Origin of the sequence: Citrobacter sp. C13 (assembly GCF_014596815.2) — a bacterium.
GTDB lineage: Bacteria > Pseudomonadota > Gammaproteobacteria > Enterobacterales > Enterobacteriaceae > Citrobacter > Citrobacter portucalensis.
Genome location: NZ_CP115024.1, coordinates 259,444 through 276,848, shown reverse-complemented (window position 1 = coordinate 276,848; position 17,405 = coordinate 259,444). Strand labels below are relative to the sequence as shown.

The following is a 17,405-nucleotide window of genomic DNA, read 5'->3' as shown; positions in this document are numbered from 1 at the left end:
AAGGTAACCTTTTTAAACCCGCCCGTTTTGCACGGGCGGTGGGATAACTCGTCTTCAGGTATTACTTCGCGACGGTCGAAGAACCGTCTGCATGCCACTGGAAGACACCAAACTCAAATCCCTTCAAATCGCCTTTTTCGTCCCATTTCAGCGGCCCAATCACGGTATCAGCCCCGTGTGCTTTCAGATCTTTCACCAGGTCCAACGGCTCTTTGCTACCGCTGCGATCCATTGCTGTCGCCAATGACTGGACGGCTGCATAAGTGATCCACACGTATGGTCCGGTTGGATCTTTCTTGTCAGCTTTGAGCGCATCGACGATAGCCTTATTCGCCGGATCCTGGTCATAGCGTTTTGGCATGGTTACCAGCATGCCTTCAGCAGCATCACCGGCGATGTTAGACAGCGACGCATTGCCGACGCCCTCAGGTCCCATAAACTGGGTTTTCAGCCCGACGGAACGCGCCTGGCGCAGCATTTGCCCCATTTCCGGGTAGTAGCCGCCGTAATAAACAAAGTCGATATTTTCTTTTTTCAGGCGAGCGATCAGCGCAGAAAAATCTTTTTCCCCGGCGGTGATACCGTCAAAGAAAACGATGTTGGCTTTGCCCGCTTTCAGGCTGTCCTGCACCGAACGCGCCAGGCCTTCACCGTATTGCTGTTTATCGTGAATGATGGCGATACGCTGTGGCTTCACCTTCTCCAGAATGTATTTCGCGGCGGTCGGCCCCTGAGAGGAGTCCAGGCCCGCTGTACGCATAATGTGAGCGTAACCGCGCTGGGTCAGTTCCGGGTTTGTGGCACCCGGAGAAATCATCAGAATGCCTTCATCTTCATAGATATCTGATGCGGGCTGCGTGGAAGATGAGCACAGATGACCAATAACGTACTGAATGCCGTCATTGACGATTTTGTTCGCTACCGCAACGGCCTGTTTCGGATCGCAGGCGTCGTCATATTCCACAGCAACCAGTTTGTCGCCTTTGACCCCGCCTTTGGCATTGATATCTTTAATGGCCTGACGTGCGCCATTAAATTCCATATCGCCCCACTGCGCGACCGGACCTGACATCGCGCCGACAACAGCGACCTTGATATCTTCCGCCATGACCGCGTGTGACATTGCCAGTGCTATCACCCCTGCGATGATTGTTTTCGCATTCCGTTTCATTACCTGAATCCCCATTCGTGACGTAATTAATATTTTGTATTTATGTGGTTAAAAAGCAGTCTGTGCTTTTTTTGAACTGCACTATTTTTACCAGTCTCATTAATGGTTTAGCGCAGTTTTTTAAGCAAAATCAGGCTAAAATCTCTATTTTTCAGTCGATTAAGAAAAGATAATATTCTGCTTTTCACTATAGATAAACAAAAAAAAGCACGTTTGTCAGCATAAAATAACGGTACAAAGAGCCGAATAAAATGCTGCATCCCAGGGTATTATTCTGCCTATTTTTCAATCTCTACGGTTTCAAACTGTCATTACCGTTGTTACAAAATTATTAATCTGGTTATTCACATAAAAAAGAGAAAGCATCCGGGTGAATTATTTCGGTACACTCATTCCATCTTTTGTGATTTGGACATGCTGTTAATGAAGCTGACCATCGTTCGTTTAGATAACTTTAGCGACCAGGACCAGATTGATCTGGGCAAAATCTGGCCGGAATATTCCGCCTCATCGTTAAGCGTAGATGAAACGCACCGGATCTACGCCGCACGCTTTAACGAGCGTCTGTTAGGCGCAGTTCGCGTAACCCTGAGCGGCACGCAAGGTGCATTAGATTCATTGCGCGTACGCGATATCACCCGCCGTCGCGGCGTCGGGCAGTATTTGATCGAAGAAGTCATCCGGGAAAACCCTGATGTGAGTTCATGGTGGATGGCCGACGTCGGCGTTGAAGACCGCAGCGTGATGGCCGCGTTTATGCAAGCGTTAGGGTTTACAGCCCAGGAGAATGGCTGGGAAAAAAGATAAAAAAGCCGGATGGCGCTGACGCTTATCCGGCCTACATGCTGGGAGAAAAAAAAAAAAACCACCTCGCAATTTTCCAAGAATTTCACGTTGCAGGAAGGCGGCAAGTTATGAAGTCCCCGGGAGCTTACATAAGTAAGTGACCGGGGTTGAATAACGTAACCAACGCATCTGCAGCGCGAAAGGCGCCAGGAAAATTATTTGGCGTCGGTCGCCGTCCCGTTTGCATGCCAGTCAAACACGCCGAACTCGAAGCCTTTCAGATCGCCCTTCGCATCCCATGACAGCGGCCCCATTACGGTTTCCACTGAGTTTGCTTTCAGGTATTTGGCAATTTCAGCCGGATCGTCAGACTGGTTCAGGCCGGCCTGTAAGGATTGCAGCGCGGCGTAGGTGGTCCAGACGAATGCGCCGCTCGGATCCTGTTTCTTGGCTTTAATAGCATCTACGATGGGTTTGTTCGCCGGAACCTGATCGTAGTTCTTCGGTTTCGTCACCAGTAAACCTTCCGCAGACTCGCCCGCGATGTTAGACAGCGATACGTTCGCTACCCCTTCCGGTCCCATAAACTGGGTTTTCAGGCCAGCAGCGCGCGCCTGACGCAGAATCTGCCCCATTTCCGGGTGGTAACCACCGTAGTAAACGAAATCAATATTTTCTTTCTTCAGACGCGCCACCAGCGTAGAGAAATCTTTTTCGCCGGCGGTGATACCGTCGAAGAACACCACATCAGCGTTGGCTTTCTTGAGGTTGTCCTGCACGGAGCGCGCCAGGCCTTCGCCGTACTGCTGTTTGTCGTGAACGATGGCAATGCGCTTCGGCTTCACTTTATCGACGATATATTTCGCCGCAGTTGGGCCCTGATCGGAATCCAGACCGGTGGTACGCAACACCAGGTTATAGCCGCGCGCGGTAAGTTCTGGCGCCGTTGCCGCTGGGGTGATCATCAGAATACCTTCGTCTTCATAGATGTCTGATGCAGGCTGAGTGGAAGAAGAGCACAGGTGACCAATAACGTATTTAATCCCGTCGTTGACCACTTTGTTAGCAACCGCTACCGCTTGTTTCGGGTCACAGGCATCGTCATATTTCACCATGACCAGTTTGTCACCCTTCACGCCGCCCTTGGCGTTGATATCTGCGATCGCCTGCTCTGCGCCAGTAAATTCCTGATCGCCATACTGCGCTACCGGACCGGACATCGCGCCGACGACGGCAACTTTAATATCCTTAGCAAACGCCATATTGCTCAAAGACAGGGCGATACATCCTGCCAATAACGCTTTACCCTTCATATTCATCCTGACAATCCCCATTATTGTGGTTATTACGTGTGTTGTGATGTTGTTGTTCAGCACTTTATTTCGATTATTGGATAGCCACCCGTGCTTTAGCAGCATACTCTGCTAAAACATACCCGATTTTTATTATTTTGGAATAGCTAAATTTACATCCAGATAACAAATTCGTGTCTGTGGAGGGGAGGAAAGGTCATAGGCCCGATAAGCAAAGCGCCATCGGGCAAAGGTGTTGCCGGATGGCAGCGTAAACGCCTTATCCGGCCTACAAAAAACAAAACCCCCGAATTCACATTCGAGGGTTCATTGGCAATGCGCGAAGATTACGCTTCGATCGCCGCACGCAGTTTTTTCATGGCGTTCTTTTCAAGCTGACGAACACGTTCAGCGGAAACGCCGTAGCGATCGGCCAGTTCCTGCAACGTCGACTTGTTGTCTTCGTCCAGCCAACGGGCACGAATGATGTCCTGGCTGCGCTCGTCCAGGCCTTCCATTGCGTGGGTCAGTTTATTCGCGGCCTGATCTTCCCAGTTATCTTCTTCAATGCCGTCGGCAAAGTTAGAAGATTTATCCTGCAGATACAGCACCGGGGCCATCGGCTGGCTGTCAGACTCATCGTCTGAAGACATGTCAAACGTCATGTCCTGTGCCGCCATACGGGATTCCATTTCGCGCACGTCTTTGCTGGAAACACCCAGCTCGCGAGCAACCATTTCAACTTCGTCCTGGTTAAACCAGCCCAAACGCTGTTTGGTTTTACGCAGGTTAAAGAACAGCTTACGCTGCGCTTTGGTGGTCGCGACTTTAACGATACGCCAGTTACGCAGAACGTATTCGTGGATCTCAGCTTTGATCCAATGCACGGCGAAGGAAACCAGGCGCACACCCACTTCCGGGTTGAAACGGCGCACGGCTTTCATCAGGCCGATATTACCTTCCTGAATCAGATCCGCCTGCGGCAGGCCATAGCCCGCATAATTACGAGCAACATGAACAACAAAGCGCAGGTGAGACAGGATCAGCGTTTTAGCTGCTTCCAGATCGCCCTGGTAATGCAGCTTTTCAGCCAGTGCCCGCTCCTCGTCAGCCGACAACATCGGCCACGCGTTCGCAGCCCGGATGTAAGATTCCAGGTTACCAACAGGGGCTAAAGCTAAATTTTGCATTTCTTTGGTCATTCAAATCCTCTCAATCTTTTCATCTGGCGCATTGGCTAAAAACTAATTAACAAAAACCAGTAGCAACAACCATGCCAGAGCTTATGAGCAACGAGAATATCATTCAATCTTTTATCAGACAGTGATTTTATCCACAAGTTCCATGTCGTAATGTGTATAGATTACGCACAAAATGTGACATCACAATGAATACGCCGGGAAGAGATCACAGGGACTCTTTCCCTGCAGAGCGAACTACTCAGTGCAGGGAAAGATTATACCAGAGATTTTTTAATCGGGGGTAAAGTGGCGTAAATGTTGAACCGTGGCAAGCCAGGCTGCCACCCAGCCAATCATCGAGCACACCAGCAGCAATAACAGGCACTCGTCGAATGATAAGCCATTGATATCAAACCTGGTTCCAAATACCTGTGCCACTTCAGTCACCGCTGACGACAGACGCATCACCAAAATTTCTGACAAAATCAGTGAAAGAAATGCACCGGAAAAACCGAGCAGTGCCCCGCCATAGAGGAACGGACGCAGGATAAATCCATCCGTCGCGCCAATCAGTTTCTGCACGTTAATGGTATCGCGACGCGCAAAAATACTCAGGCGCACGCTGTTACCGATGACGAGGAATACCGCCGCCACCATCAGCACGCCAATCATCGCGGAAACGCGTCCGACAAGGCCCGTCAGCGCCGCCAGGCGAGCGAACCAGCTGTCATCCATCCGCACTTCATCAATACCGTTGATTTGCGCGATGCGGTCACGCAGCGTGTTCAGCGACTCCGTACCCTGGAAGTCCAGTTTCGGGATCACCACCGCCACGGCCGGCAGCGGGTTCTCTTCCAGCATATCCAGCGCGCCGCCAAAACCGGACCAGTTACGGAATTCACCCAGCGCGTCGTCGCGGGAAAGATAATTCACTTTCTCCACGCCCTGTTCGGCCTGCAACTGACCAACCACCCGCGCCGCCGCATCATCATCCAGCGTTTTTTGCAGATAAACGGTGATCTGCGGAGACGGATAATACTGGCTTGCCGCATGGTTTACGTTCTTATAAACCATGTAGCACACGCTAGGCAGCGTCAGGGAGATGGCAATGACCATCACCGTCAGAAACGTCGCCAGCGGCTTGCTTTTCAGGTCCTGTAACGCGCCCTGAAACGCATAACGTACCTGCTCGTTAAAGACATTGGTTTTACGCGAATTCGGCTTTGGCGCGGCTTTCGCACGCTTTGGCGCGTTGCGACCGCCGTCACCCGACGCACCGCCCGATTTACGAAAGCGATCCAGTCGGCCACCGAACTGTTTGATTTGGTTAATAGCGTCACGTCTATTCATGCGCCAGGCCTCCATGCAGATGTCCATCGCTCAAAACCATCTGGCGATAGGAGCGACGGGAGATCAGGCCAATATCGTGAGTGGCCATTAATACCGTGACCCCGACGCGGTTAAACTCTTCGAACAGGCGAAGGATCCCTTCTGACAGCGCGTCATCCAGGTTCCCCGTTGGTTCATCCGCCAGCAGCACCGCAGGTTTGTTCACCACCGCGCGGGCGATGCCGACGCGTTGTTGTTCACCGCCGGAGAGCTGAATCGGGAAGTTTTTCGCTTTGTCCAACAGCCCGACCTTATCCAGCGCCGCTGACACGCGACGACGAATATCGTCCCCGCTGGCGCCCGCGATGATCAGCGGGATTGCCACATTGTCAAACACGGTTCTGTCCATCAACAGGTGGTGATCCTGAAAAATCATGCCAATCTGACGACGCAGAAACGGCACTTCACGGTTTTTCAAACGGCTGATGTCATGCCCGCTAAAGTAGATTTTCCCGGCGCTGGGCCGTTCAATTCCACAAATCAGCTTCAGCAGGGTACTTTTCCCCGCGCCGGAGTGGCCGGTCAGAAACGCCATCTCGCCAGGCTGCATATGGAAGGTCACTCCCTGCAGCGCTTGTCTCCCACCGAGATAGGCCTTGCTGACATGTTCAAAGCGAATCATTGTTAATCCTCTCGGGCAAAAAGTGCCTCTATAAAATCGTCCGCTTTAAACGGACGTAAATCCTCGATACGTTCACCCACACCGATATAGCGGATAGGGATGCCAAACTGATCGGCAACCGAGAAGATAACCCCGCCCTTCGCCGTACCGTCCAGCTTGGTCAGGGTGATACCGGTTAAGCCCACCGCTTCATGGAACAGTTTGGCCTGGCTTATCGCATTCTGCCCGGTGCTGGCGTCGATAGTCAGCATAACTTCATGCGGCGCATCTTCGTCCAGCTTCTTCATGACGCGAACGATTTTTTTCAATTCTTCCATCAGGTGCGATTTATTCTGCAAACGCCCTGCGGTATCAGCGATCAGCACATCTACGTTACGCGCCTTCGCCGCCTGGATGGCATCAAAGATAACGGACGCGGAATCCGCACCGGTATGCTGAGCAATCACCGGGATATTGTTACGCTGACCCCAGACCTGCAGCTGTTCTACCGCCGCCGCACGGAAAGTATCGCCCGCCGCCAGCATTACCGATTTACCCTGCTGCTCAAACTGACGCGCCAGCTTACCGATAGTGGTGGTTTTGCCCACACCGTTGACGCCTACCATTAAGATAACAAATGGTGTTTTGCCATCAACATTCAGCGGTTCGTCAACCTTCGCCAGAATCTCGCCCATCTCTTCTTTCAGCAGACCGTACAGCGCTTCCGCATCTTTGAGCTGCTTGCGACTGGCGCCTTCCGTTAGATTCGCAATGATCTTGCGGGTCGTTTCTACGCCCACATCGGCGATCAGCAGCTGCTCTTCCAGCTCTTCAAACAGATCATCGTCGATTTTTTTACCACGGAACAGACTGATAAATCCGGAACCGAGGTTTTCTTTTGTTTTCAGCAGGCTGCGTTTCAGGCGCGCAAAGAAACCTTCTTTGGTTGGTTTTTCCTGCTCCTGGACCGCCTCTTCTTCTACCGGTTCTTCTTCTACCGATTCTTCTACAGCAGGTTCTTCTACCGGCACCACCATAACCGCTTCTTCAGCAGCCTCGGCGGCCAGCGCCTGCGCTTCCAGCTCTTCGTCGGTCAGTTGCGGTTCATTTTCGGCTTCTTCTTCAGCCGCCTCAACGATTTCCACGGTTTCCGCTTCGGCCTGCCACTCTTCGGCAGAAACTTCCTCGGTTTTCACCTCTTCCGGCAGCGGCAATTCTTCGCGTTCGATAACCACCGCTGCTGGCGTTTCCACTACAGTTTCAGCAACGGGTTCAGCAACCGGCTCAATCTCCGGCTGCGCTTGTTCGGCGACAGGTTCTTCTTCCGGCTGCAGTTTTTCGATTTCCGCAACCTGTTCAGTTACTTCAACGACTTCAGCTGCAAAGGCTTGTGTTTCAGCCTCGCTACGGGTTTCCTCGGCGCGCGGCTGTTCGTCAACGACGGTAGTTTCTTCAGCAACCGGTTGTTGTTCTTCGTTTTTTACTTCTGTCTCGTTTTCCGGTGCCTGCTCTTTTTGACCAAAGCCCAGCCAGGAAAAAAAGCCACGTTTTTTCTCTTTCGCCATTTGCGACTACACTCCCCCGCTGTTGCTTCATGGCACAGCGTCAACGCTATGTACATAGCAGCTAAAAAAATGATGAAATAGTCTATCACTTAACTTAACTCACATCACCGCCTGGAATGACATGCTATAGGCGGATTGAGCAATAATAGAAATGAAAAAACCGAATCACTCTGGTAGCGGCCAGATCCGCATTATTGGCGGGCAATGGCGTGGCCGTAAACTCCCGGTTCCGGACAGCCCCGGCTTACGTCCGACCACCGACCGTGTGCGCGAAACGTTGTTTAACTGGCTGGCTCCGGTAATGGTCGATGCTCACTGTCTGGACTGCTTCGCCGGCAGCGGCGCGCTGGGGCTGGAAGCCCTCTCTCGCTATGCGGCAAATGCGACGCTTCTGGAGATGGATCGCGCGGTATCTCAGCAGCTACAAAAGAATCTCGCCACGCTGAAAGCCTCCCATGCCCGCGTCGTCAATACCAATACGCTGACATTTTTGGCTCAGGCAGGTACGCCGCATAACGTGGTATTTGTTGACCCGCCGTTTCGCAAAGGATTACTGGAAGAAACATTAACTCTTCTGGAAACTCATGGCTGGCTGGCAAATGAAGCGTATATTTACGTTGAAAGCGAAGTAGAAAACGGTTTGCCGCCGGTTCCGGTGAACTGGTCGCTATACCGTGAGAAAGTCGCCGGACAGGTCGCCTATCGCCTGTACCAACGTGAAGCACGAGGAGAACACGATGCTGATTAACCTGGGACGCCTGCTGATGCTGTGCGTCTGGGCATTTTTACTACTGAATATTTTCCAACCCTTTCCACGCCCGCTTAACATCTTCGTTAACGTCGCACTGATATTTATGGTGCTGATGCACGGCATTCAGCTGGCGCTGCTAAAAAGCACCATGCCTAAAGATGGCCCGCAGATGACCAACGGAGAGAAAATCCGTATTTTTCTGTTCGGCGTCTTTGAGCTACTGGTGTGGCAGAAGAAGATTAAAGATCAGTTGAAGAAGTAACTGCGATCTTTTCGCCCGGCGGCGCGTTGCGAGCCGGGCCTGCAAAACGTCATCACGGTGGTAATATGCCGTCCAGTTGATCTTTCAGTTTTGGAATATCTTTACTGGCTCTTGTTTTCCGCAGGTGTTTCACCTGCTCGCAAATCTCTTCGGTCCGGGTGTAATAGGTGCCAGACGTCGGGCCTGGACGCTCACATAAAACATAGTTAGTACCAAGAGGATAAAAAATAACAATAAAAGAGAGGATAGTACCAATAACAAATCCTACCCCCGCGACGTGGAAAACAATGGTAAATGTCCTGTCGAAGAATTTTGGCGGCTGCATGCTTTTCGCAAAAGCCAGATAGGCAGTGCCCAAAGTAAAGCACCCCGTCACCGGAAACATGAATAATATGCAAAATGAACCCCAGAAAAAATAGACGATGCTTCTGGATTCAATGAGATCGGTGAGATCAGGTACGCTGGCAATATACCCCACCCAGGTCATGCCTCCAAAAAAGAACATACAAAGAAACAACTTGCATCTTTTCTTAATATTCTCCAGATTTATATTGAAGTTCATATCAATAAATTCCGCCATATAGGGAACTTCTGTACCCCAGCCGTTGGGCGTTCCACTCTGCAATTCTTTGCCGCTCTTTCATCCCCTCACGAATGCACGCTATAACTTTATCTGATAGCTCATATTTTTCGTCCACTTCATTCAGTGTCTTAGCAATAATAAAACCTAATACAACGACACAAACGATTTCTCCCCAAACCGGAACGGCCCCGCTAGAGATAAATAGAGGTACAACGAACCTAAGAGCACTACCCGCTGATTGCGAGACAAAAACACTTACAATCACCTTCGCCACATCCATCGTCACGTTTCCCAGCAGTGCGGCGACGTCATGCTCGGATTTAAACACCACCTCAATGAACCGCCAGCAGGCGGAAAACCAGATGCAGAATCTGGCCCCTGACATTATGTTATTTCGAAACCCGGCGCTGCCAATGCCCACTTCAAGTACCTTAGGATGGTTAATCCGGTAACGGGTTCCGTTAAGAATGCGCCGCAGAGAAGGGTAGCCCGTAATCTTCACATACAGCTTTCCCTGATAAGCATATTGCGTTGCTTTAATCCCAAGGCCTTTTAAGGTGAAGACAATCTTTCCGGCCTGCTGATAAGAAAAAAGCTTTGACAGCTTTTTAGTCGCATCAGCCGCATCTTTGATATTACCTGCATAATTGGTCGAAAAACTGACGGATTTGCTGCCCAGCAAATCATCAATCACGCCCTGCGCCTCTTCAAGAGTTAGCAGCATAATGTGTTGTGCATTGCTATTCAGATTATTTTTCAGCGTTCTGATTTCGTTCTCAATACGCTGATTACGTTGCCGGTTATTTCCTCTAAGAATATCTTCACGGTGATTCTCTATCCAGTCACAATACCTTTCCATCATTATTCCTTAATAAATTCGCTCATCCCACATACTGTATACGTAGGTTCAGAAACAATCCCAATGCCAGTCCGACAAAATATCATCCACAGTTATTATTGGATAAAATACATTTAAATAAATTACGTTTATCAGGTGCATAAGTGCGCAGTACCGCTCAACCAAGCTCACACTTTGGTACACTGAAGTAGCGAGCCGGGCCAGCAAAACGTCATCACGGTGGTAATATACCGTCCAGTTGATCTTTCAGTTTTGGAATATCTTTACTGGCTCTTGTTTTCCGCAGGTGTTTCACCTGCTCGCAAATCTCTTCGGTCCGGGTGTAATAGGTGCCAGACGTCGGGCCTGGACGCTCACATAAAACATAGTTAGTACCAAGAGGATAAAAAATGACAATAAAAGAGAGGATATTACCAATAACAAATCCTACCCCCGCAACATGGATACCAATGGTAAATGCCCTGTCGAAGAATTTGGGCGGCTGCATGTTTTTCGTAAAGGTCACGTAGGCAATACATAAAACAAAGAAAAACCCCACAGGAAACATAAGCAGCAGAGAAAATGAACCCCAGAAAAAATAAACAATGCTCCTGGATTCAATAAGATCGGTAATGTCTGGCACACTGGCATGATAAAAACCCCAACTAATCCCACCAACAAAAATCATAAAAAGAAACAAACAACATCTTTTCTTAATTTTCTCCAGATTAATATTAAAATTCATATCAATAAATTCCGCCATAAAGAGAGCTTCTGCGCCCCAGGCGTTGGGCGTTCCACTCTTCAATTCTTTGTCGTTCTATAAGTCCCTGACGAATGCACGCTATCAGCTTGTCTGATAGCTCGTATTTTTCGTCCACTTCATTGAGGGCATAAGCGATGAAGAAACCTAATGCAACAGCACCAACAATTTCTCCCCAAATGGGAACAGCCGCACTCGTTACAAAAAAAGAGACGCCCCAACGAATAACATTACCTGATAATCTTGAGACAAAAATACTTACAATCACCTTCGCCACATCCATCGTCACGTTTCCCAGCAATGCGGCAACGTCATGCTCTGATTTAAAGGCCAGCTCAATCAACCGCCAGCATGCGGAAAACCAGATACAGAATTTGGCCCCTGACATTATGCCATTTCGAAACCCGGCGCTGCCAATGCCCACTTCAAGTACTTTAGGATGATTTATCCGGTAACGGGTTCCGTTAAGAACACGCCGCAGAGAAGGATAGCCCGTAATCTTCACATACAGCTTTCCCTGATAAGCATATTGCGTTGCTTTAATCCCAAGGCCTTTTAAGGTGAAGACTATCTTTCCGGCCTGTTGATAAGAAAAAAGCTTCGACAGCTTTTTAGTCGCATCAGCCGCATCTTTGATATTACCGGCATAATTGGTCGAAAAACTGACGGGTTTGCTGTCCAGTACATCATCAATCACGTCCTGTGCCTCTTCAAGCGTTAGCAGCATAATGTGTTGTGTATTGCTATTCAGATTATTTCTCAGCGTTCTGATTTCGTTCTCAACACGCTGATTACGTTGCCAGTTATTTCCTCTAAGAATATCTTCACGGTGATTCCCTATCCAGTCATAATACCTTTCCATCATTACTCCTTAATAAATTCGCTCATCCCAAAGGCTGTATGCACTGGTTCCCGCCATAATGTGCTCCCAGGTAATTGACTCATAAGAAAGCTCAATGATTTCTTCTGGCTGACCCGCACTGTCATCGACAGTATGAGGCACCTGTAAATGGATACTGGATATTCTGGCATTAATAAGTTTTATCGCGTAATAACACTCATTTAAACCCGCCGGACTCGTGCGATAGAAGCTAAATTCACAGTTCAATGTTTCATTGTCAGTTATGGCTTTCCCTAATAACGGCGAGGATTTATCTATTGGCTTTATAAACGTCAAACATTGATGGTTCACATTTTGTACTCGGCTCATGCCATGATTAACTGTCATTACCATTATCTGATCACGATGGGCAGTTTGTGATTTATTTCCTATCGAGTTTACCGATGCGCATCCAGCAGAAATCAATCCCTGAGCCTGCCCATTTAAGGTCAACCATATTGTATTCGCCATTTCAATTCCTTAGCCATTTTAGATTACATATTTATATACCTGCGATAACATTTAAATAATAGGATAGTGAAAAGCGGATAGCAGAATAGTGATACAACCGATATTTTAGCCACACAATAACAATGACATTAGTTCAGAAAAAACAAATAATAACTATACTTGAATGGCATTATATATTTCAGTTGAATTTATTATCGGCACTGGAAAGATAAGCACAGTGCCGATCGGCGTTATTACCCAGGCTTAAAATCAACAAATCGCGAACCTTTGTAACTCAGCGTGCCTTTATCCCCGACCGTTAACGCGTGGTACTGCTGGGCATCCAGACGAAACGTCTGCTCCATCCCCCCGTTTTGTGGCTTAAAGCTGGCTTCATAGCGCATGCTGGTTCCTGCCGGGCTCACTTCCTGCTGGCGGGATCGCCGATCGTTTAGCGGTTTTTCCCGTTTATTACTTACCACCACCTGCTTTTGCACCAGCGGCGCCGCATCATTATCGGCTTTTTCTCGCCGCTGCTGAACAAAGCGAAACGACGCAGCGACAACGATTAAGACAATGATAACAATGAAAAAAAGTGGTGGTTTGCTCATATTATTAACCCATCAGAAAATGCGGAAATAAGCATACATCGCCTGTTATGGTGTTGTCATCTGGCTGTGTCGACCTCTACACTGGACAGTAGAGCCGTGAGCACCCCGCTTACGAAAAAATAACGAATTCAAGGAACTAAGATGCTTTGGTCGTTTATCGCTGTCTGTCTTTCCGCATGGTTGTTCGTGGATGCTTCCTATCGTGGACCTGCCTGGCAACGCTGGGTCTTTAAGCCCCTGACGTTACTCCTGCTGGCGCTGCTGGCCTGGCAGGCGCCAATGTTTAACGCTATCAGCTATCTGGTGCTGGCTGGCCTGCTTGCCTCGCTGCTGGGCGATGCGCTGACGCTGTTACCGCGCCAACGCCTGCTGTACGCCGTGGGGGCATTCTTCCTGTCGCATCTGCTTTATACCATTTACTTCGCCAGCCAAATTACGCTGTCGTTCTTCTGGCCTTTGCCGTTGGTGCTGGTAGTGCTGGGGGCGTTGCTGATCGCCGTGATCTGGACGCGTCTGGAAGAGCTGCGTGTCGCTATCTGCACCTTTATCGGCATCACGCTGATGATGGTCTGGATGGCCGGTGAGCTGTGGTTCTTTCGACCGACCGCCCCGGCGCTGTCGGCATTTATGGGCGCATCCCTCCTGTTCATCGGCAACATTGTCTGGCTGGGTAGCCATTACCGTCGCCGCTTCCGCGCCGATAACGCTATTGCCGCCGCCTGCTACTTCGCCGGACATTTCCTGATTGTTCGTTCGTTGTATCTTTAAAACGCTTGACTCTGGAGTCGACTCCAGAGTGTATCCTCCGGTTAATACGAAATGATTATCAACCGGAGGATGCCATGTCGACACCCGATACCCGTGGCAAAAAAGTCCCACAATTCTCTTCTTTCAAGCCAGCGCCTGCGCCACAAAAGGTGGATGACTGCTGCTGCGAAGGAAGCTGCTCCACAACACCAACCGTATCCGATACCGTAATAGGTACCCGCTATTCCTGGAAAGTGGCGGGCATGGACTGTGCAGCTTGCGCCCGCAAAGTAGAGAATGCGGTCCGCCAGGTCAGCGGCGTCAACCAGGTCCAGGTTCTTTTCGCCACTGAAAAACTGGTGGTCGATGCCGGTTCCGATATCCGCCAGCAAGTTGAAAACGCGGTGCAAAAAGCAGGCTATACCCTGCGCGATGAGTACGCGGCGGACGCCGCCCCCGAGTCACGTTTTAAAGAAAACCTGCCGCTAATTTCGCTGATTATCATGATGGCGATTAGCTGGGGCCTGGAGCAGTTCAATCATCCCTTCGGTCAGATAGCGTTTATCGCCACCACGCTGGTTGGTCTGTATCCCATTGCCCGTCAGGCTCTGCGTCTGATGAAAACCGGCAGCTACTTTGCCATTGAAACGTTGATGAGCGTGGCCGCCATTGGCGCACTGTTTATCGGCGCGACGGCGGAAGCCGCTATGGTGCTGCTGCTGTTTTTAATTGGCGAGCGTCTGGAAGGTTGGGCCGCCAGCCGCGCCCGTAAAGGTGTCAGCGCACTGATGGCGCTCAAACCGGAAACCGCCACACGCCTGCGTAACGGCGAGCGCGAAGAGGTGGCTATCAATACCCTCCGCCCTGGCGATGTTATTGAAGTTGCCGCGGGTGGGCGTTTACCTGCCGATGGCAAACTGGTCTCCGGCTTTGCCAGCTTTGATGAGAGCGCCCTGACCGGCGAATCGATCCCGGTTGAACGCGCCACCGGCGAGAAAGTCCCGGCGGGTGCCACCAGCGTGGATCGTCTGGTAACGCTGGAAGTGCTCTCAGAACCGGGTGCCAGCGCCATTGACCGTATTCTGAAGCTGATTGAAGAAGCGGAAGAACGCCGCGCTCCCATTGAGCGCTTTATTGACCGTTTCAGCCGGATTTACACTCCAGCCATTATGGCGGTTGCGCTGCTGGTCACCCTCGTACCGCCACTGCTGTTTGCCGCATCCTGGCAGGAGTGGATTTATAAAGGGCTGACGCTGCTGCTGATTGGCTGCCCTTGTGCATTGGTGATTTCAACGCCCGCAGCCATTACCTCTGGTCTGGCCGCCGCGGCGCGTCGTGGGGCGTTAATCAAAGGCGGGGCCGCGCTGGAACAGTTAGGTAGAGTTACGCAGGTGGCGTTTGATAAAACCGGCACCCTGACCGTCGGTAAACCACGCGTCACGGCGATTCATCCGGCAAGCGGTATTGGTGAGGCTGAACTGCTGGCACTGGCGGCAGCGGTAGAACAAGGCGCGACGCACCCGCTGGCACAAGCAATTGTTCGGGAAGCGCAAACGCGCGAACTGACTATTCCTGTCGCAAAAGAGCAACGGGCGCTGGTTGGCTCTGGAATTGAAGCGCTGGTCGACGGCGAGCGCGTGCTAATTTGCGCCGCAGGCAAACAGCCTGCCGACGCCTTTGCCGGACAGATTAGCGAGCTGGAAAGCGCGGGCCAAACGGTGGTGCTGGTGCTACGTAACGATGCCGTTCTCGGCGTGCTGGCCCTACAGGACACGCTGCGCGATGACGCTCGCAGCGCCATCAGCGAGCTTAATCAGATTGGCGTGAAAGGCGTGATCCTGACCGGCGATAACCCGCGTGCGGCGGCCGCCATTGCCGGTGAACTGGGCCTCGAATTCAAAGCGGGACTCTTGCCGGAAGATAAGGTGCAGGCCGTTACCCATCTTAACCAACAGTCGCCGCTGGCGATGGTCGGCGACGGCATCAACGACGCTCCGGCAATGAAAGCGGCCACAATTGGTATTGCGATGGGAAGCGGGACCGACGTCGCGCTGGAAACCGCCGATGCAGCCCTGACCCACAACCGTCTGCGTGGTCTGGTGCAAATGATTCAGCTGGCGCGGGCCACCCACGCCAATATTCGCCAGAACATTGCGATTGCGCTGGGTCTGAAAGGGATTTTCCTCGTCACCACGCTGCTCGGGATGACCGGACTGTGGCTGGCAGTGCTGGCGGATACGGGGGCGACGGTGCTGGTGACCGCGAACGCGCTGCGGTTGTTGCGTAAAGGGTAGTGCCTGTTTCTCGCCTGATGGCGCTTCGCTTATCAGGCCTACAGGTTACTCAGTCTTTATAGGCCGGAGAAGCGTTAGCGCCATCCGGCATAACAAGATTACTGCCCTTTGCGCACCAGATAGCGGTACGGCAGCGAGTCGGTCTCTTTGGCCACCAACTCATGTTCCATAAAGGTACAGAAGCCAGGAATATCGCGGGTTGTTGCCGGATCGTCGGCGACAATCAGCAGCGTTTCACCGGCCTGCATGCCGCGTACGGTTTTACGCACCATCATTACCGGTTCCGGGCAGCGCAGCCCCTGGGCATCAAGAGTATGGTCGGGGGAAGTAAACAGGTCGCTCATCGTCGTCTCATTCATACAAAAACGGCGTTATTTTACGCTCTGTTGTGGCGTAAGCCAATCAGGTTAACGATTGCGTGAAAAACAACCATTGCAATGTGCTCTTAAAGCAGTATCATGCGACGGTTTTTTATTGGGTTCCCTCACCCCATCCAACAAAAAGGTCACAATATGACTCCGTTTACACAAACTCAGCGCGTAAAAGCGTTGTTCTGGCTATCGCTATTTCATCTGCTGGTGATCACCTCCAGCAACTATCTGGTGCAGCTTCCAATCTCCATTTTTGGTTTCCATACCACATGGGGCGCGTTTAGCTTTCCGTTTATTTTCCTCGCGACCGACCTGACCGTGCGTATTTTTGGCGCGCCGCTGGCTCGACGTATCATCTTTGCGGTTATGATCCCCGCGCTGCTGATCTCCTATGTCGTTTCATCACTGTTCTATATGGGATCGTGGCAAGGATTCGGCGCACTGCTGCACTTTAATCTGTTTGTCGCCCGTATCGCCGCTGCCAGCTTTATGGCTTACGCGCTGGGACAAATTCTGGATGTGCATGTCTTTAACCACCTGCGTCAGAACCGTCGCTGGTGGCTGGCACCGACGGCGTCCACGCTGTTTGGCAATATCAGCGATACGTTGGCCTTCTTCTTTATCGCCTTCTGGCGCAGCCCGGATGCCTTTATGGCCGAGCACTGGATGGAAATCGCACTGGTCGATTACTGCTTCAAAGTGCTGATCAGCATTATTTTCTTCCTGCCAATGTATGGCGTGCTGCTGAATATGTTACTGAAAAGGCTGGCAGATAAATCTGAAATCTCTGCATTGCAGACGAGTTAAAGGTTCATTTTCCGAGTTGTGATAAGATGGACGAATGAGCCGTTATGGCCGTTTATCGAAAGG

19 protein-coding genes and 1 pseudogene are annotated in these 17,405 nt (G+C 50.9%); 7 read left to right on the top strand and 13 right to left on the bottom strand.

The features are described from left to right. Positions 1–61 precede the first annotated feature (61 nt). A complete protein-coding gene (gene livK, locus IB222_RS01325) occupies positions 62–1,171 on the bottom strand; it encodes a high-affinity branched-chain amino acid ABC transporter substrate-binding protein LivK (protein WP_003023433.1) in 1,110 nt (369 codons plus the stop codon). 423 nt (positions 1,172–1,594) lie between these two features. Here livK and panM point away from each other — a divergent pair, with 423 nt between their 5' ends. Both panM and IB222_RS01315 read left to right on the top strand, forming a co-directional pair. Beyond that, on the top strand, positions 1,595–1,978 hold the full coding sequence (gene panM / locus IB222_RS01320; protein ID WP_003827573.1) for an aspartate 1-decarboxylase autocleavage activator PanM: 384 nt from the start codon (positions 1,595–1,597) through the stop codon (positions 1,976–1,978). Then, positions 1,963–2,089 (top strand): annotated as a pseudogene (locus IB222_RS01315) (hypothetical protein). The gene panM and the pseudogene IB222_RS01315 overlap by 16 nt, the downstream one beginning before the upstream one ends. 83 nt (positions 2,090–2,172) lie before the next feature. On the opposite strand, the gene livJ reads toward IB222_RS01315, so the two are convergent. The 5 genes from livJ to ftsY form a co-directional block, all read right to left on the bottom strand. Beyond that, a complete protein-coding gene (livJ, locus tag IB222_RS01310) occupies positions 2,173–3,276 on the bottom strand; it encodes a branched chain amino acid ABC transporter substrate-binding protein LivJ (RefSeq protein WP_140389828.1) in 1,104 nt (367 codons plus the stop codon). 320 nt (positions 3,277–3,596) lie between these two features. Beyond that, positions 3,597–4,451, bottom strand: coding sequence for an RNA polymerase sigma factor RpoH (gene rpoH / locus IB222_RS01305; protein WP_003023425.1), 855 nt, complete (start codon positions 4,449–4,451; stop codon positions 3,597–3,599). Between the two features lie 270 nt (positions 4,452–4,721). After that, complete coding sequence (gene ftsX / locus IB222_RS01300) at positions 4,722–5,780, bottom strand: permease-like cell division protein FtsX (RefSeq protein ID WP_149384403.1); 1,059 nt, start codon at positions 5,778–5,780, stop codon at positions 4,722–4,724. After that, complete coding sequence (gene ftsE / locus IB222_RS01295; RefSeq protein ID WP_003023420.1) at positions 5,773–6,441, bottom strand: cell division ATP-binding protein FtsE; 669 nt, start codon at positions 6,439–6,441, stop codon at positions 5,773–5,775. Before ftsE ends, ftsX begins: the two co-directional genes overlap by 8 nt. 2 nt (positions 6,442–6,443) lie before the next feature. Beyond that, positions 6,444–7,985, bottom strand: coding sequence for a signal recognition particle-docking protein FtsY (ftsY, locus tag IB222_RS01290; protein ID WP_149384402.1), 1,542 nt, complete (start codon positions 7,983–7,985; stop codon positions 6,444–6,446). A gap of 151 nt (positions 7,986–8,136) precedes the next feature. Between ftsY and rsmD the strand changes: the two genes are divergently transcribed. Beyond that, positions 8,137–8,733, top strand: a complete 597-nt coding sequence (gene rsmD, locus IB222_RS01285; protein ID WP_003827565.1) for a 16S rRNA (guanine(966)-N(2))-methyltransferase — start codon at positions 8,137–8,139, stop codon at positions 8,731–8,733. Further along, a complete protein-coding gene (locus IB222_RS01280) occupies positions 8,723–8,998 on the top strand; it encodes a DUF1145 family protein (RefSeq protein WP_149384401.1) in 276 nt (91 codons plus the stop codon). The genes rsmD and IB222_RS01280 overlap by 11 nt, the downstream gene beginning before the upstream one ends. A 52-nt stretch (positions 8,999–9,050) precedes the next feature. Here the strand turns inward: IB222_RS01280 and IB222_RS01275 are convergent, their stop codons facing one another. From IB222_RS01275 to IB222_RS01250, 6 genes are all read right to left on the bottom strand, one after another. Then, on the bottom strand, positions 9,051–9,578 hold the full coding sequence (locus IB222_RS01275; protein ID WP_223240772.1) for a DUF1240 domain-containing protein: 528 nt from the start codon (positions 9,576–9,578) through the stop codon (positions 9,051–9,053). After that, the gene (locus tag IB222_RS01270; RefSeq protein WP_232794693.1) at positions 9,562–10,443 is read right to left on the bottom strand and encodes a hypothetical protein; all 882 of its coding nucleotides are present in this window, start codon (positions 10,441–10,443) and stop codon (positions 9,562–9,564) included. Before IB222_RS01270 ends, IB222_RS01275 begins: the two co-directional genes overlap by 17 nt. A gap of 211 nt (positions 10,444–10,654) precedes the next feature. Beyond that, on the bottom strand, positions 10,655–11,182 hold the full coding sequence (locus IB222_RS01265; RefSeq protein ID WP_223240771.1) for a DUF1240 domain-containing protein: 528 nt from the start codon (positions 11,180–11,182) through the stop codon (positions 10,655–10,657). After that, positions 11,166–12,047 carry a hypothetical protein gene (locus tag IB222_RS01260; protein ID WP_249415460.1) on the bottom strand — a complete coding sequence of 294 codons (882 nt, stop codon included), beginning with the start codon at positions 12,045–12,047 and terminating at the stop codon, positions 11,166–11,168. Before IB222_RS01260 ends, IB222_RS01265 begins: the two co-directional genes overlap by 17 nt. Positions 12,048–12,053: 6 nt before the next feature. Beyond that, positions 12,054–12,533, bottom strand: a complete 480-nt coding sequence (locus IB222_RS01255) for an Hcp family type VI secretion system effector (RefSeq protein ID WP_149384400.1) — start codon at positions 12,531–12,533, stop codon at positions 12,054–12,056. 233 nt (positions 12,534–12,766) lie between these two features. Next, the gene (locus IB222_RS01250) at positions 12,767–13,123 is read right to left on the bottom strand and encodes a DUF2500 domain-containing protein (RefSeq protein ID WP_148361364.1); all 357 of its coding nucleotides are present in this window, start codon (positions 13,121–13,123) and stop codon (positions 12,767–12,769) included. A 141-nt stretch (positions 13,124–13,264) separates the two neighbouring features. On the opposite strand from IB222_RS01250, the gene IB222_RS01245 reads away from it, so the two are divergent. Both IB222_RS01245 and zntA read left to right on the top strand, forming a co-directional pair. Next, a complete protein-coding gene (locus IB222_RS01245) occupies positions 13,265–13,891 on the top strand; it encodes a lysoplasmalogenase (RefSeq protein WP_148361363.1) in 627 nt (208 codons plus the stop codon). A gap of 74 nt (positions 13,892–13,965) precedes the next feature. After that, positions 13,966–16,164 carry a Zn(II)/Cd(II)/Pb(II) translocating P-type ATPase ZntA gene (zntA, locus tag IB222_RS01240; protein ID WP_148361362.1) on the top strand — a complete coding sequence of 733 codons (2,199 nt, stop codon included), beginning with the start codon at positions 13,966–13,968 and terminating at the stop codon, positions 16,162–16,164. 98 nt (positions 16,165–16,262) lie between these two features. Here zntA and tusA read toward each other — a convergent pair whose 3' ends face one another. After that, a complete protein-coding gene (gene tusA / locus IB222_RS01235; RefSeq protein ID WP_003827551.1) occupies positions 16,263–16,508 on the bottom strand; it encodes a sulfurtransferase TusA in 246 nt (81 codons plus the stop codon). Between the two features lie 168 nt (positions 16,509–16,676). Here tusA and IB222_RS01230 point away from each other — a divergent pair, with 168 nt between their 5' ends. Further along, a complete protein-coding gene (locus IB222_RS01230; RefSeq protein ID WP_149384399.1) occupies positions 16,677–17,342 on the top strand; it encodes a 7-cyano-7-deazaguanine/7-aminomethyl-7-deazaguanine transporter in 666 nt (221 codons plus the stop codon). Positions 17,343–17,405 lie beyond the last annotated feature (63 nt).